Annotated in this window: 14 protein-coding genes and 1 pseudogene; 6 read left to right on the plus strand and 9 right to left on the minus strand. The window is 65.6% G+C overall.

Annotation, left to right across the window (positions count from 1 at the left end):
- The first annotated feature begins 39 nt into the window (after positions 1-39).
- Complete coding sequence (locus tag HS053_RS01800; RefSeq protein ID WP_174209469.1) at positions 40-372, plus strand: cupin domain-containing protein; 333 nt, start codon at positions 40-42, stop codon at positions 370-372.
- Between the two features lie 261 nt (positions 373-633).
- On the opposite strand, the pseudogene HS053_RS01805 reads toward HS053_RS01800, so the two are convergent.
- Together HS053_RS01805 and HS053_RS01810 are read right to left on the minus strand one after the other, a co-directional pair.
- Positions 634-1,362 (minus strand): annotated as a pseudogene (locus tag HS053_RS01805) (L,D-transpeptidase); the annotation flags it as partial.
- A 134-nt stretch (positions 1,363-1,496) separates the two neighbouring features.
- Positions 1,497-3,680 carry an esterase-like activity of phytase family protein gene (locus tag HS053_RS01810; RefSeq protein WP_174209470.1) on the minus strand — a complete coding sequence of 728 codons (2,184 nt, stop codon included), beginning with the start codon at positions 3,678-3,680 and terminating at the stop codon, positions 1,497-1,499.
- A gap of 69 nt (positions 3,681-3,749) precedes the next feature.
- Here HS053_RS01810 and HS053_RS01815 point away from each other — a divergent pair, with 69 nt between their 5' ends.
- Both HS053_RS01815 and HS053_RS01820 read left to right on the plus strand, forming a co-directional pair.
- Positions 3,750-4,163 carry a hypothetical protein gene (locus HS053_RS01815; protein WP_174209471.1) on the plus strand — a complete coding sequence of 138 codons (414 nt, stop codon included), beginning with the start codon at positions 3,750-3,752 and terminating at the stop codon, positions 4,161-4,163.
- A gap of 48 nt (positions 4,164-4,211) precedes the next feature.
- Complete coding sequence (locus HS053_RS01820) at positions 4,212-4,901, plus strand: L,D-transpeptidase (protein ID WP_174209472.1); 690 nt, start codon at positions 4,212-4,214, stop codon at positions 4,899-4,901.
- A 40-nt stretch (positions 4,902-4,941) separates the two neighbouring features.
- On the opposite strand, the gene HS053_RS01825 is transcribed toward HS053_RS01820, so the two are convergent.
- The gene (locus tag HS053_RS01825; RefSeq protein WP_174209473.1) at positions 4,942-6,150 is read right to left on the minus strand and encodes a M24 family metallopeptidase; all 1,209 of its coding nucleotides are present in this window, start codon (positions 6,148-6,150) and stop codon (positions 4,942-4,944) included.
- Between the two features lie 199 nt (positions 6,151-6,349).
- Positions 6,350-7,198 (minus strand): glutathione-dependent disulfide-bond oxidoreductase, encoded by an 849-nt coding sequence (gene yghU / locus HS053_RS01830; protein WP_174209474.1) that lies wholly within the window; start codon positions 7,196-7,198, stop codon positions 6,350-6,352.
- A gap of 125 nt (positions 7,199-7,323) precedes the next feature.
- Between yghU and HS053_RS01835 the strand changes: the two genes are divergently transcribed.
- The gene (locus tag HS053_RS01835) at positions 7,324-7,635 is read left to right on the plus strand and encodes a TFIIB-type zinc ribbon-containing protein (RefSeq protein WP_174209629.1); all 312 of its coding nucleotides are present in this window, start codon (positions 7,324-7,326) and stop codon (positions 7,633-7,635) included.
- A gap of 6 nt (positions 7,636-7,641) precedes the next feature.
- Here the strand turns inward: HS053_RS01835 and HS053_RS01840 are convergent, their stop codons facing one another.
- From HS053_RS01840 to HS053_RS01850, 3 genes are read right to left on the minus strand one after another with little or no spacing between them, the layout of a single operon-like run.
- Positions 7,642-8,787: a CaiB/BaiF CoA transferase family protein gene (locus HS053_RS01840; RefSeq protein WP_174209475.1), complete on the minus strand. Its 1,146-nt coding sequence runs from the start codon at positions 8,785-8,787 to the stop codon at positions 7,642-7,644.
- The gene (locus HS053_RS01845; RefSeq protein WP_458358872.1) at positions 8,787-9,437 is read right to left on the minus strand and encodes a DsbA family protein; all 651 of its coding nucleotides are present in this window, start codon (positions 9,435-9,437) and stop codon (positions 8,787-8,789) included. The genes HS053_RS01840 and HS053_RS01845 overlap by 1 nt, the downstream gene beginning before the upstream one ends.
- The gene (locus HS053_RS01850; RefSeq protein WP_174209476.1) at positions 9,434-9,973 is read right to left on the minus strand and encodes a DUF721 domain-containing protein; all 540 of its coding nucleotides are present in this window, start codon (positions 9,971-9,973) and stop codon (positions 9,434-9,436) included. Before HS053_RS01850 ends, HS053_RS01845 begins: the two co-directional genes overlap by 4 nt.
- A gap of 151 nt (positions 9,974-10,124) precedes the next feature.
- Between HS053_RS01850 and HS053_RS01855 the strand changes: the two genes are divergently transcribed.
- Entirely contained in the window at positions 10,125-11,126 is a 1,002-nt protein-coding gene (locus HS053_RS01855; protein WP_174209631.1) for an A/G-specific adenine glycosylase, read from the plus strand.
- 143 nt (positions 11,127-11,269) lie between these two features.
- Positions 11,270-12,418: an alkane 1-monooxygenase gene (locus tag HS053_RS01860; protein WP_174209477.1), complete on the plus strand. Its 1,149-nt coding sequence runs from the start codon at positions 11,270-11,272 to the stop codon at positions 12,416-12,418.
- Here the strand turns inward: HS053_RS01860 and HS053_RS01865 are convergent, their stop codons facing one another.
- Together HS053_RS01865 and HS053_RS01870 are read right to left on the minus strand one after the other, a co-directional pair.
- Complete coding sequence (locus tag HS053_RS01865; protein ID WP_174209478.1) at positions 12,419-13,549, minus strand: methyltransferase domain-containing protein; 1,131 nt, start codon at positions 13,547-13,549, stop codon at positions 12,419-12,421.
- 138 nt (positions 13,550-13,687) lie between these two features.
- On the minus strand, positions 13,688-14,812 hold the full coding sequence (locus HS053_RS01870; RefSeq protein ID WP_174209479.1) for a site-specific DNA-methyltransferase: 1,125 nt from the start codon (positions 14,810-14,812) through the stop codon (positions 13,688-13,690).
- Between the last annotated feature and the right edge of the window lie 20 nt (positions 14,813-14,832).

The following is a 14,832-nucleotide window of genomic DNA, read 5'->3' on the forward strand; positions in this document are numbered from 1 at the left end:
GCGCGGTGCCCAATCGGCCGGTCCAGACAGGAGAAACATATGGCCTTGATCAAGCGCGTCAGCCGCGATGGTATTCCCCCCGAAATCAGCCGCCCCCGGACGGTGCTGGCGGGCGATCCGGTGCATACGACCTGGAATCAGGAAGAGCGCGGCACCCTCTATTGCGGCATGTGGCAATCCACCCCCGGGAAATGGGCAGTGACCTATTCGGAATGGGAATATGTCTATATCCACGAGGGCCATTCAGTGCTGACCGGCGCGAACGGCAGCGTGACCCATCTCAAGGCGGGCGACAGCTTCATCATCCGCCCGGGGTTCACGGGCACATGGGAGGTGCTGGAGACCACCCTCAAGGATTATGTGATCCTGTGACGGACCCATCCTGAAAAGCGGCGGAGCGTTTACGCTCCGCCGCCCGCCTTGGTGGAAAACTCAGCCCTGGGTGTCGGCCGCGCCCGCCGAAGCGGTCAGATCGGGCAGCGGCGGGCAGTCTTCGGCCGCGATACCTTGCCGCTTGCAGGCCGAAAGGCGCTTCTTGTCGGCCTTGGCCGCCTCTTTCGCGGCCTTCTCGGCGGCAATGCGGTCAGCCTCGGCCTGGGCCGCCTCATCCGCGGCGATCTGGGCCTTGTCGGTTTCCAGCTTGGCAATGTTCTCGGGCGTCTGCGGCACGGCGCGGCCCCAGGCATCATCCATATACGGTCCCTCGATGGCGAGGCTTTCCTCCAGCGAGCGCACCTTGACCGGGGTGCCGTTCGGGATGCGGTTGTAAAGGTCGATGGCATCCTGATTGAACAGGCGGATGCAGCCGGCGCTGGTGGCGTGACCGATCGACTCGTTCTGCACGGTGCCATGGATGCGGAACATCGTGTCGCGCCCGCCGCGATAGAGATACATCGCCCGCGCGCCCAAGGGGTTATCAAGCCCGCCCGGCAGGCCGCCCGCAAGATGGCCGTAAAGGTCGGGGCGGGTGCGCACCATATTGGCGGTGGGCTGCCACGAGGGCCATTCCGCTTTGCGCCCGATCACGCCCGAGCCGCGGAACGACAGCCCCTCGCGCCCGACAGCGATGGCATAGCGGGTGGCGGTGCCCCCCTCCTGCACAAGGAACAGCTTGCGCGCGAAAGTATCGACCACGATGGTTCCGGGCCGTTCGGGGCCGGTATAGGTAACCTCGGTCTTGGCGCGGTCTTCTTCCAGCAGGTTGGCGGGCACCGGCTCGATATAGAATTCGCCGTCTTGCACCCCCTCATAGCCGGGCAGGGTCTTGTTGGGGTCTTCGGTAACCTTTTCCTTCGGCCCGCCGCAGGCGGCGAGGGCGGCAAAGGAGAGAATCGCCAGAAGGCGGAGAATCGGGGTGTTCACGACTGAGTCTCGGCTTGTGGATAATTCGGGCAGAAAGCGCCCGGACCGGGCCCTGCGTCAAGCCCCGCTCTGAGGTTGCAAAAAGAAAAGCCCCCGGCGTTGCCGCCGGAGGCCCGATTCGCAAGTTCAAAGGCTTAGTTGGCGGCAGCGTCCATCTGGCCGATGCTCAAGAACAGGGTTTCGCCCGACGAATCGCTCACCCCGTCATTGTCGGTCACCACCCAGCCGGTGCCACCCACGTCGATGGCAAAGCCCTCGACCTTTTCGGCGGTATAGCCGTTCAGCACTGCCAGATCGGGCATGAGGTCACGCACCAGTTCCTTGGCCACCACCGGCAGCGCGCCGCCCAGCTCCACCGGGGTCATGTCGGTCCGCTTCACGCGGTAAAGCTTCTTGGTGACCGCCGCCGCGCCGATCTGGTTGTCACGCTCGACGATATAGGCCCAATCGCCGTGCAGGGTGATTTCCGACAGGCCCATCCAGGCGCCTTCGCCCGGCGCGTCCAGAGGGTAATGCACCGCGCCCCAGGTCTTCGCTTCGGTGTCATAGGCCAGAAGCTTGACCATCCCCTTCGGGTCGTCCTGCCATTCGCGCTGCACCGCCAGCCAAACGGTGTTGCCCGAAACCGCCACCCCTTCGAAGCCAAAGCGGATTTCATTGTCCAGCAGGGCTTCGGGCAGGGCGATCTCTTCCTTGATCTCGCCTTCGGCATTCACATGCAGCAGCGCGTGCGGCACCAGCTTGTCGCTGCGCCCTTCGGAGGCGAGCCAGAAGCCGCCCTCGCCATCGGTCGCAATGCCTTCAAGGTCCAGCTTCTGCGCCGCATCGCCGCCACGGGTCACCAGCAGCGAAGAGGTGATCCGCGCCGGGGTTTGCGTGGCGTCGATGCTATAGATCACCGGCGCGGCGCCATAGACCGAGTCCGAAACGGCAAAGAGTTTGCCCGCCTCTGCCGGATCGGCAGCAAGACCGGACAGCGCGCCCCAGCCGATGAGGTCCGCGCTGCCGGCCGAGGTGATCATCGGATAGGCCGCCGGGCCTTCGGCACGTTCATAGATCATCACATGCGCCCGCACGCCGCCATCTTCGACAAGGTCCACCTCATTCGCGCTGGCCAGCAGGTTGCGTTGCGGGATGGCCACCATACCTTCGGGCGACACGCCCGAGGGCAGAAGCTGTTTCAGCACCGGCGCCGCCGGGTCAGTCACATCGTAAACCCCGATGACCGACGCCCGTTCCGAGGCGACAAAGGCCAAGGGCGTGCCGTCGAACACCGCCGCTTCGACCGACTCAAGCTCCACGCCTTTCGATTTCGAGCGGCCTTCGGGATAATGGCCGATTTCGGCGATGGCATGTTCCAGCGTGGCGCCGGATTCGTAAACCACGGTGCCCGTGCGGTCGAACACCGTCCACGACCGGCTGCCGCCCTTGTAATCGCCCTCGTTGGCCACCGCGAACAGATCGTCGGTCAGCCATTTCACCCCGTCGGGTTCGCGCAGCACGCCTTCCTTCTTCTTCGAGAAGTCCAGCTTGCCATCGCTCTTGGTGTCGATGCCCTCAAGGTCGATCGCGCCGGCGCTGAAATGGCTGGTCACCGCGCCATCGGCGCCGATCACCACGACATGGTTGTTTTCCTGCAGGGTGACGACGATTTCGCCCTTGGCGTTGATATCGACAAATTCCGGCTCGGGATCTTCGGGGGCGATTTCGGCCAGACCCGTGACCTCGATCTTCTGCAAGGCCGCGCAATCGGCCACGCCATCCTTGATCGGCAGTTTCACCACATAGCCGGCGGGCATCTGCGGGATGGCGCCGTCATTCACCTCTTCGTCGCGCTCGTTCTCGATGGCGATGGCAAGGAAGCTGCCGTCCTTGGCGGCGGCGACCGAATCCGGCTGGCCGCCCAGATCGCATTCCGCCTCGACCGCTTTGGAGGCTAGGTCGATCGTCACCAGCTTGCCCGAAGGATTGGCAAAGCTTTCCGAGGTGTTCACCCCTGCAAAAATCTTGCCGGCCAGTTCTTTGGCCGTGGTCGGCTCGCCGCCCACCGCGATATTGCCAAGGGGCTTGGGCGCGCGCGGGTCGGCAATGTCGATCAGGCCGATCACGCCCAGCGGGCTGTCGGTATAGATCAGCACCATGCCATCCTCGGTGGCCGAAATGATCTCGGCCGAGGTCGGGCGGCTGCGGTCTTCGCCTTCGGCCATGTTGTCGGGGGTGGCGAAGGTGGCGATACGGTTGAACATCGGATCGGCCAGGGCGGGCAGGGCGGCACAAAGGGCCAGAACCGAGGTCATGCCAAGAAGGCGCGTGGACATGGGGTGTTCCTTGCTGGGGTTTCCAGCAAGGCCAATGGCGGGCTTGGGTGACGTGCGGGTGACGGGGACGTGACGGTTTTGCAATCGCTCCTCGCGCCCCGCTCGCGCCATTGTGTCCGGGCGGCGGTGGTCGCTGCGGCGCAGAGCGGGTATCCTGACCGGATGATCAACTTGCGCGCCCTGCTTTTCGGCCTGTTGGTGGTGGCCCTGCTGCCTTGGGGGGCGTGGCTGTCGGCCTCGGCCCAGCGACCCCAGCCGCTGGCGATCATGGCGCAGAAGGGTGAGCCTGTTGTGCTGCGCGCGGCGCATCGCTGCCGCACGGCGCTTTTGCCCGGGCAAAGCTGCGCACAAGAGCCGGGGCTTTTGCCTCCGGTTCTGCCGCTGGGTGCCCCCGGCACCACGCGGGCGCGCCCGCCGCTGGCAATCGTGATGGGCACGGCGCTGTTGCCCGATACGGCCACGCCACCGCCCAAGCGGGCCTGACCCTTTCCCGGCACCAACCCCAGACCCAATCCACCGCAAGGATATCCCATGCTTACCCGACGTTCATTCGTCGCGGCGGCGCCCGTTGCGGCGCTTGCCGCCTGTGTCCGCCCCGACCCCGCCCCGGTTTCGCCGCCCAAACCCGACTGGCCGCCGCTGCCCGCCTTCTATGGCGCGCTTTACGACGAACCCTTCCCGGTGCCCGCCGTGCCCGAAGATGTCGTCGATCCACGGTTCTGGCGGCAGCAGGTGGTGAACCCCTATCCCGAAGACGCCCCCGGCACGATCATCGTCGATCCGGGCGAGGGCTTGCTGCATCTGGTGGAAAGCCCCGCCACGGCCATGCGCTATGGCGCAGGCACCGGCGCCGCCGCCTTTTCATGGAGTGGCGCGGCGCGCGTGCAGTTCACCCGCGCCTGGCCGACATGGAAGGTGCCCGATGCGATGGTGATGCGCCGCCCGGAGCTGGCGCCCTATACCGTGGCCAAGGGCGGGATGCCGGGCGGGCCGGGCAACCCCCTGGGGGCGCGGGCGCTTTATCTGTTCCAGAATGGCGAGGATACCCTTTACCGCATCCACGGCGCCTGCGAACCGCAATATCTGGGCAAGGCGGTGTCTTCGGGCTGCATCCGGCTCTTGGATCAGGACATCATCGACCTTGAACGCCGGGTGCGGCAGGGCGCCTCGGTGCGGGTGCTGCCGGCGGAAATGCCGGTGCCGCTGGATATCGTCTATTGAAAAGCCCGGGCGCGCGTCACGGCGCGCCCGGGCCAAGGCATCAGCCCACCACGTTGAAATCGGGGCCATAGGGATATTTAGTGATATCCTCATTGCCGGTTTCGGTGACGATCAGGATGTCATGCTCGCGGTAGCCACCGGCCCCCGGCTGCCCGTCGGGGATGGTCAGCATCGGCTCCATCGAAATCACCATGCCCGGCTCCAGCACGGTGTCGATATCCTCGCGCAGTTCCAGCCCCGCCTCGCGCCCGTAGTAATGGCTCAGAACGCCGAAGGAATGGCCATAGCCGAAGGTGCGGTATTGCAGCACCTGATGTTCCTCGAAGAATGTGTTCAGCTTGGCCGTGACTTCGGAACATTTCGCACCGGGCACCAGCAGGCTCATGCCATATTCATGGGCTGCCACGTTGATATCCCAGATGCGGCGGCTGGCGGCATCAACCTCGCCCACGAACATCGTGCGTTCAAGGGCGGTGTAATAGCCCGAGATCATCGGGAAAGTGTTCAGCGACAGGATATCGCCGCGCTTGAGCTTGCGGCTGGTCACCGGGTTATGGGCGCCGTCGGTGTTGATGCCCGACTGGAACCAGACCCAGGTGTCGCGGTATTCGGCATCGGGAAAGCGCTTGGCGATTTCCAGTTCCATCGCGTCCCGGCCCGCCATGGCAATGTCGATTTCGCGGGCCCCCTCGCGCACCGCGTCGCGGATGGCAAAGCCGCCGACATCGGCCACGGCGGCGCCATGGCGGATCAGCTCAAGCTCGGCCGGCGATTTCATCATGCGTTGCAGCATGGTGGCGGGCGCAATATCCACCCCGCGCCGGGGTTTCAGGAAATGGTTCAGCTTTTCCGATTGCAGCAGCGTCAGATGGTCCGCCTCGCAGCCCACCACCCGGCCCTCGCCCACCACCGACAGGATCGCGCGCCAGTAATTGTCGCGCTGCCAATCGGTATAGGTGATGTTGTCGCCATGGCAGCGCCGCCAGGGCTGCCCCGCGTCGATGCCGGCGCTGATCGTCACGCTTTGCGTCGGCGTCACGACCAGCCCATAGGGCCGCCCGAACGAGCAATAGAGAAAGCCCGAGTAATAGGCGATGTTGTGCATCGAGGTGAAGACGCAGGCTTCGATCCCCTGCACCTCCATCATCTCGCGCAGATCGGCGAGGCGGGTGTCATATTCCTCGGACGAGAAGGGCAGAACCCGGTCGCCTTGGTGGAAGCGGTATTGCTGCGGACGTTCGGTTGTCATTTCAGACCTCATCACAGGGGTCTGACGTCATACGCCCGGACCCCGAAAGGTCCCGGCGTACAGGACGAAGGCAGGTTGCCCTGCAAGCGGCGGGGCATAGGCCCCTGGAACGACGCCATCGTTCCGGCTCAATCACAGGATAGTCGCTGGCGCCGGGTCTGTAAACCGTAGGATGGGCAATATTGCCCATCCTGCCAGATCAGATTGCCTTGCCCGCGAAATCGGCCGCCGAATGGCGCTCGGGCAGCTTTTCACTGTCCTCGCCCCATGTCTTGTTGACCATCCGGCCGCGCTTGACCGCCGGGCGGGCGTCGATCTTTTCCGCCCAGGCCAGCACGTTCTTATAGCTGGTCACGTCCAGGAACTCGCCCGCGTTATAGGACCGGCCCAGCACCATGCCGCCATACCACGGCCAGATCGCCATATCGGCGATGGAGTAGTTTTCCCCCGCGACGAAAGGCACCTCGGCCAGACGGCGGTCCAGCACGTCAAGCTGCCGCTTGGTTTCCATCGCATAGCGGTTGATGGCGTATTCGATCTTCTCCGGTGCATAGGCGTAGAAATGGCCAAAGCCGCCGCCGACAAAGGGCGCCGACCCCATCTGCCACATCAGCCAGTTCAGCACCTCGCTCCGCTCCGGCCCGGCGGCGGGCAGGAACGCGCCGAACTTTTCCGCCAGATGGATCAGGATCGAGCCGCTTTCGAACAGCCGCACCGGCTTGTCCCCGGTCAGGTCCAGCAGGGCCGGGATCTTGGAATTGGGGTTCACCTCGACAAAGCCCGAGCCGAACTGGTCGCCCTTGCCGATGTCGATGAGCCAGGCGTCATATTCGGCGCCACTGTGACCGGCTTCGAGCAATTCCTCGAACATCACCGTGACCTTCACGCCATTGGGCGTGGCCAGCGAGTAAAGCTGAAACCCATGGGCGCCGCGCGGCAGCACCTTGTCATGGGTCGGCCCGGCGATGGGGCGGTTGATATTGGCGAACTGGCCACCGTTGCCGGTGGTCCAGGTCCAGACCTTCGGCGGCTGGTAGGAAATGGTCATCGCGCTTCCTTTGCGGGCATCCAATCGCAGGAAACCTAAGCATGATTCCGCCATGCAGCAATGGTCGCCCCTTGTGCAATGCTGCACCGACCCCATCTCCGCTTTGCACGAAGATGGAGAAACACATGCGCTGCCCGGTAGATGGCGAAACTTTGGTGATGGCGGACCGCAATGGGGTCGAGATCGACTATTGCCCGAAATGCCGGGGTGTCTGGCTGGACCGGGGCGAGTTGGACAAGATCATCGAACGCGCCGCGCAGGCCCCCGCTGCCGCCCCGCGCGAGCCTGCGCCGGTTTACCAGCCCGAGCCGCGCGGCGCCGCACCGGCCTCTTACCGCGAAGAGCCGCGCCGCCGCCGGGACGATGACGACGATTACAAGGATGGCTACAAGCGCAAGCGGCGCGACAGCTTCCTCAGCGATCTGTTCGACTTCTAGCGGGGGTCAGCCACCCAGAACCTCGTCCTGATGCTGGCCCAGCCTTGGGGCGGGCCGGTCCAGCGACAGTTCGGCACCCGAAAAGGTCATTGGGCTGCGCACGCCGGGCACGCCTTCGGGCGCAATCTGCATCTGCCGGGCAAGGATTTGCGGATCTGCAAAGACCTCGGCCAGATCGTTGATCGGCCCGGCGGGCACGCCCTTGGCCTCGCAGGCGCCCAGAAGATCGGCCTTCTGCCAGCGCAGGGTGGCTGCGGTCAGCCGGGCGGTCATTTCGGCCCGGTGGGCGATGCGGTCGGCATTGGTCAGGAACTCTGGCGCTTCGGCCATCTCCTCAAGCCCCAGAATGCCGCAAAGCCGCTGATACTGCCCGTCATTGCCGGTCGCCAGAATGATCCAGCCATCGGCGCAGTCGAACACCGCATAGGGCGCAAGGTTCGGGTGGGCATTGCCCATCTTCACCGGCGCCTTGCCCGAAGCCAGATAGTTCATCGCCTGATTGGCCATGATCGAGGTGGCCACATCCATCAGCGCCATGTCGATGTGCTGGCCCTCGCCGGTGCGCCCGCGTTGCACCAGCGCCGCCAGAATGGCCGTCGCCGCATAGACGCCGGTGAACACATCCGTCACCGCCACGCCCACCTTCTGCGGCTGGCCCTCGGGCTCGCCCGTGACGCTCATCAGCCCGGCCATGCCCTGAATGATGAAGTCATAGCCCGCGCGATGCGCATAAGGCCCGGTCTGGCCAAATCCGGTGATCGAGCAATAGACCAGCCGCGGATTGACCGCGCGCAGGCTCTCCCAGTCCAGCCCGTATTTCGCCAGCCCGCCGACCTTGAAATTCTCGATCACCACATCGGCATCGGCCACCAGACGGCGGACGGTTTCCTGCCCCTCGGCAGTGCGGAAATCGCAGGTGATGCCACGCTTGCCGCGGTTGGTGGCATGGAAATAGGCCGCCGAACGGTCAATGCTGCCATCAGGCGCCTGCCGCTCGATGAAGGGCGGGCCCCAGCGACGGGTGTCGTCGCCTTCCGGCGCCTCGACCTTGATCACATCGGCGCCCAGATCGGCCAGGGTCTGACCAGCCCAGGGGCCAGCCAGAATCCGGGCCAGTTCGATGACCTTCACACCCTCCAGCGGCCCGGGCATTACTTTGCCAGCTCCGCCTCGATCAGCGCCTTCAGGTCGTCATAGCCCATGTTGGAATGCTTGACGCCGTTGATGAAGAAGGTCGGGGTGCCTTCCACGCCATCGGCGGTGAAGTTCTTTTCGAAATGCGCCACCAGCGCCTCGGCCGTCGCACCATCCTTCATGCAGGCGTCCAGCGCGGCATCATCCATGCCCGCCGTGCGGCCGATCTTCTTGAGATTGGCCACAACCGCCGCCGGATCATCCGAAGCGGCCCATTCGCCTTGCGTCGAGAACAAGATATCGGTGATCCCGAAATAGCGCATCTCGCCGCCGCAACGGGCCATCATCGCAGCCCAAAGGCCATAGCGGTCAAAATACACCTCGCGGTAGGTGAAGCGTACCTTGCCGGTGTCGATGTAATCTGCCTTCAGCTTGCCGAAGACCTCTTCATGAAAGCGCGCGCAATGCGGGCAGGTGAACGAGGCATATTCGATGATCTGCACCTTGGCATCCGGCACGCCGATGCTGAAATCCTGAATGGCATCCACCGCAGCCGTCGCGGGGGCCGTCTCCTGCGCCGCGACCGGCAGCGGAGCCAGTGCCGCGAAAAGGCCCAGACCGGCGGTCAGGGCAAGGGCGGTCAGGCCGGGCTTGAAATTCATGGTCATGGGGCATCCTTGGTTTTGCGGCGAGTTAAGATGTTTTGGGCGAGGGCTTCAAGTGCTGCGCGTAGCCCTTCGTCACGGATCGGTGCGGCCGTCTCGGCGGCTTTGGCGGCGATGGCCGGGTCTGGCGGCGGCGGCGCCTTGGGCGGGGCGGACATGAACTGCGCCTGGCCTTCGGCAAAGCCGCTGGCGGCGGTCTGGGTCAGCAGGATACGGCTGATCGCGGCATAGCCGTAAACGGCGTTCACCCGCTCGCGCAGCGCCTCTTTCTGCATTTCCACGATCGGCGCCATGGCGCCCGTCGTCAGCAAGGTCAGGCTGGCGCCCATCCCTTCGCGCCCGTAATGCACCTTGACGGGGCGGGTCACGCGCGCCAGCTCTTCTCCGGCGATCTCGGGCCAATGGGTCAGCAGCCGCGCCACGGCAAAACCGCGCGCCTCGCCTGCCGTGCGGATGCGGTCGGCCAGAAGCCGGGCAGTCGGCTCAAACCCGCGCATACGGCGGCTCGGGCTGGGCGGAGGGGCGGGGCTGCGGGCCATCTGGTCCTGTCTCGTTACCGCGCTATTCTAGGCCGGGGCGCCGGAGCGGGCCAGCGCTTTGGCCGGGGCAGGGGGATAAAGATTGCGTGACGGACAAGTGACGGAAATCGGGGCGGCTTTGCTGGGCTGGTATGATGCGCAGGCCCGGGTGATGCCTTGGCGCACCGGCCCGGCAGAGCGGGCGGCGGGCGTGCGGCCTGACCCCTATCGCGTCTGGCTGTCCGAGGTGATGTTGCAGCAGACAACGGTTGCCGCCGTCCGTGCCTATTTCCACCGCTTCACCCAACTTTGGCCGACCGTCGCCGACCTTGCCGCAGCCGAGGATGGGGCGGTGATGGCGGAATGGGCCGGGCTTGGCTATTACGCCCGGGCGCGCAACCTTCTGGCCTGCGCCCGGGCGGTGGTGCGCGACCATGGCGGGGTGTTTCCGGCCAGCCGCGAGGGTCTGCTGACCCTGCCCGGCATCGGCCCCTATACCGCCGCCGCGATTTCCGCCATCGCCCATGACGCGCCCGAAGTCGTGCTGGACGGCAATGTCGAGCGGGTGGCAGCCCGGCTCTTCGCGGTGGAAACGCCGCTGCCCGCCGCCAAGCCCGAACTTTACCGGCTGGCGGGCCTTCTGACACCGCAGCGCCGCCCGGGCGATCATGCGCAGGCGATGATGGATCTGGGCGCCACGATCTGCACCCCGCGCAGCCCCGCCTGCGGCATCTGCCCGGTGACGGGCTTTTGCGCAGCGCGGCGCGCAGGCATCGCCGCCGATCTGCCGCGCAAGACGCCCAAAGCCGCCAAACCCACCCGGACCGGCACCGTCTGGGTGGCCCGTCGCCCCGATGGTGCCCTGCTGGTCGAGCGGCGGCCCGAGCGTGGCCTCTTGGGCGGGATGCTGGGTTTCCCGGGCGATGGCTGGGACGGCAGCGCGGGTGCCGCGCCGCTGGATGCCGGCTGGCGCCCGGCAGGCGAGGTGCGCCACACCTTCACCCATTTCCACCTGATCCTGCAGGTTCTAGTGGCCGAGACGGCAGCCGCGCCCCGGCGCGGCGCCTATCTGGCCATGCCGGACCTGCACCCCACCGATCTGCCGACCCTGATGCGCAAGGCCCATGACCTTGCCCTTGCCGCACTGGCAGACGCCTCCGGCGGGAGTATTTGAAGAAGGGCAATTTCATCTTGGCCCAAATATCCCGGGGGGACGCGGCACGCGCCGGGGGCAGCGCCCCCTCCGACAGCCCCGCCAAAGCGCCGCGTTGAGGCTGGCGGCGGATCGGCTAAGGTGGCGGCAACCGAGGGGTCCAGATGCGCACCATTCCCGCCACCGAAGTCCGCCGCCTGACCAATGCGCTGCCGTTCTGGCTGTCGCTGGGCACGGTGCCGCTGGCCGTTTTCGGGGCCTTGCAGGGGGGCTGGGCGGTGGTGCTGTTGCCGGTCTATAGCTGGGGCATGTTCTCGGTCCTCGATGCGCTGATCGGGCTGAACGAGGAAAACGCCGACCTGACCACGCCCGAGGCCGGGCTGTTCTGGTATCGGGCGATCACGCTGATCTGGTTTCCGGTGCAGGCGGGGCTGCTTTTCTGGCTGATCTGGTATGTGCCGCAGGCGCCGCATCTGGGGTTGGCCGAAAAGCTGGTTCTGTTCTTTGGCGTCGGGGTGATTTCGGGCACCGTCGGCATCAACTATTCCCATGAGCTGATGCACCAGAAACCGGCGGCGGAACGCTGGTTGGGCGATCTGTTGCTGGCTTGTGTGCTTTACAGCCATTTCCGCAGCGAGCATCTGCGGGTGCATCACCTTTATGTCGGCACCCCCCGCGATCCGGTCACCGCGCGCTATAACGAAGGGTTCCACCGCTTCTTTCCTCGGGTGCTGCGGCAATGCCCGCCTTCAGCTTTTCGGGCCGAAGCGGCGATGCTGGCGCGGCGCGGTCTGCCTGTCTGGCATCGCAGCAATCCGTTCTGGCGCTATGCGGCGCTGCAAGTGGCCACGCTGGGGCTGGCCTTTGCCTTGGGCGGCTGGCAGGGACTGGGCCTGTTCCTGTGGCAGGCGGGCTCTGCCGTCTGGCAGTTGGAACTGGTGAATTACATTGAGCATTACGGCCTGACCCGCCGCCATCTGGGCGAGGGGCGTTATGAGCATGTCTTGCCGCGCCATAGCTGGAATGCGGCGCATCGGGCGTCGAACTGGCTTCTGATCAACTTGCAGCGCCATTCCGACCACCATTACAAGCCCGACCGCCGTTTCCCCCTGCTCCAGACCTATGCCGAGGATGAGGCGCCGCAACTGCCCTATGGCTATCCGCTGATGACCACGATGGCGATGATCCCGCCGCTGTGGAAGCGGGTGATGAACCGCCGTGTCAAGGCGTGGCGGCGGCGGTTCTATCCTGAGGTCACCGATTGGCACGCCTATAACAAGGCGCTGAACCCGCCGCCGAAGGGTGCCCCCTGATCAGCTCAGATGCCCCCAATGGCGCAGCGCCGCCGTAAGGGGGGCAACGAACCCTTCGTCCGGGCGGCCGCCGGTCGGTTCGGTCGGCCGGATCAGGCCGACATGCCCGGCGCGGCGCACAAGCGCCTCGGGCTTCTGTCCGGGCAGGGGCTTGAGGTGGATGAAACGGTCGAGTTGCACCGAACCTTCGGCCCCGCCGGTGGCGCCGAAATCGGGATAGGGCATGATCAGCAGGGTGCCGGGCCGTGCATCGGCAATGATGCGGCGCTCCAACTGCGTGCGCAGCCCGGTATCGGCAATGGGGCGATAGGCATAGATCACGTCAAAGCTGCCGTAATCGGCAAATTCCAGCGCGTCGCCGGACTGCACCGTGGCGCGCGCTTGCGGCGCGGTGCCGCGCAGCCAGGGGCTGGGGGCGTCGTCGGCCTCGGTCAGATGCAGGTGGGCGCGGTCCATCATCGCCTGCGCCGCAGCGGCGCGGGGGGCGTCATATTCGATGCCCACGACATGGGCGAACTGCTCCTGCGCCGCCAGAAGCTTGAGACCGATGCCGCAGCCCACCTCAAGGAACGACCAGGGCTCGGGCCGGTCCATGGCGCGCAGCAGGCGGGCGGTGGCGCGGATCAGGTTCTGGAACCGGGTCATCGGCAGGGGGATGTCGCCGTGAAACGGCCCCTCGTCCACATGATAGACCGGGGTGTCGGGCGACAGCGCCATATGCAGCCGCTCAAAAAAACGGTCGGTCGAAACGGCAACCGCCTCGTTCAGCGAACCGGGGCGCGGAGTATCGGGCGTCAGCGGGCGGGGGGCGGCCATGATGGTGGCCTCAAGCCGTTCCGCCGCGTCGTTCCACAGTTGCAGCAACTGGCCCAGCCGCAGGACGCGCCCCTGATGCTGCCGATCCGCCCCCATCTCGACAATCCAGCGGTTGCAGAGGCGGCCAAGGCGGGTGGCTTCGGTCTGCGCCTCGGCCAGAGCCGCCCGGATCTTGCGGCGGCGCGGGGGCGTGAAGGGCGGCTGGATCGCCGCAGCAAGGGCCTCGACCCGCATGGTCACCAAGGCTTCAAGCTTGGCGGCAGAGGCGACAAGGTTCACCCCCTCGCCATAAACATCGGGATCGGTCGAGAACATGGGGATTTCCAATGCGAAAGGTCAATGCCGCCAGCCTAGCGGATTTTCGCAAGCGGAAAAGGCCCTGCCGTGCGGACACGGCAGGGCAGTCATGCCGCGGGCGGACCACGGCACAGGCGTTCGGTGATTGTGTCGGGGTCAGTGCGGGCGGCCCTGATCGGCCTCCATCTCGGCGCGGATCTGCTGGCGCAGGATGTCGATGGGCACCATCTTGCCATCGCGCTTGAAGTGCCAGTAGGTCCAGCCGTTGCAGCTTGGCGCGCCCTCCAGTGCGGCGCCGACCTGATGGATCGAGCCCTTCACGTCGTTGCCGATCAGCGTGCCATCGGCGCGGACCTTGACCTTGAAGCGGTTACCGATCGAGAACAGCTCTTCGCCCGGGCGCAACATGCCGCGTTCCACCACCTGCCCGAAGGGCACCCGCGGCTCGGCCCGCTTGGACCCGGTGATCTCCAGCGCCGAAGCGTCGAAGCGGCGCACCCGCTCGATCCGTTCGCCAGCCGCCTTGCGATAGGCTTCTTCGCGCTCGATCCCGATGAAGTCGCGGCCCAGCATCTTGGCCACGGCGCCAGTGGTGCCGGTGCCAAAGAACGGGTCCAGCACGACATCGCCGGGGTTGGTGGTGGCCAGCAACACCCGGTGCAGCAGCGCCTCGGGCTTTTGCGTCGGGTGGGCCTTGTCGCCGTTCTCATCCTTCAGCCGCTCATGCCCGGTGCAAAGCGGGATCACCCAGTCGGATCGCATCTGCACGCCGTCATTCAGTTCCTTCAGCGCTTCATAGTTGAAGGTGTATTTCGCGGTTTCATCCCGCGAGGCCCAGATCAGCGTTTCATGGGCATTGGTCAGCCGCTTGCCGCGAAAGTTCGGCATCGGGTTCGACTTGCGCCAGATCACATCGTTCAAGAGCCAATAGCCCTGATCCTGCAAGGCCGCCCCAAGGCGGAAGACGTTGTGATAGCTGCCAATCACCCAGATCGCGCCATTGGGCTTCAAGAGCCGCTTGGCGGCGGCAAGCCATTGGTGGGTGAATTTGTCATAGGCGGCAAAGCTGGAAAACTGGTCCCAGTGATCATCCACCGCATCCACCCGGGAATTGTCGGGGCGGTGAAGCTCCCCCTTCAACTGCAGGTTATAGGGGGGGTCCGCGAAGATCAGATCGACCGAGGCCGCAGGAAGTGCGTTCATCACCTCGATGCAGTCACCGCCAAGGATCTGGTTCAGCGGCAGGGCTTGTGCCTGCGCCGGGGGAGTTTTGGTCGCCATCTTCTGCCTCGTTTGACGGC

This window comes from Tabrizicola fusiformis (genome assembly GCF_013328815.1).
GTDB lineage: Bacteria > Pseudomonadota > Alphaproteobacteria > Rhodobacterales > Rhodobacteraceae > Fuscibacter.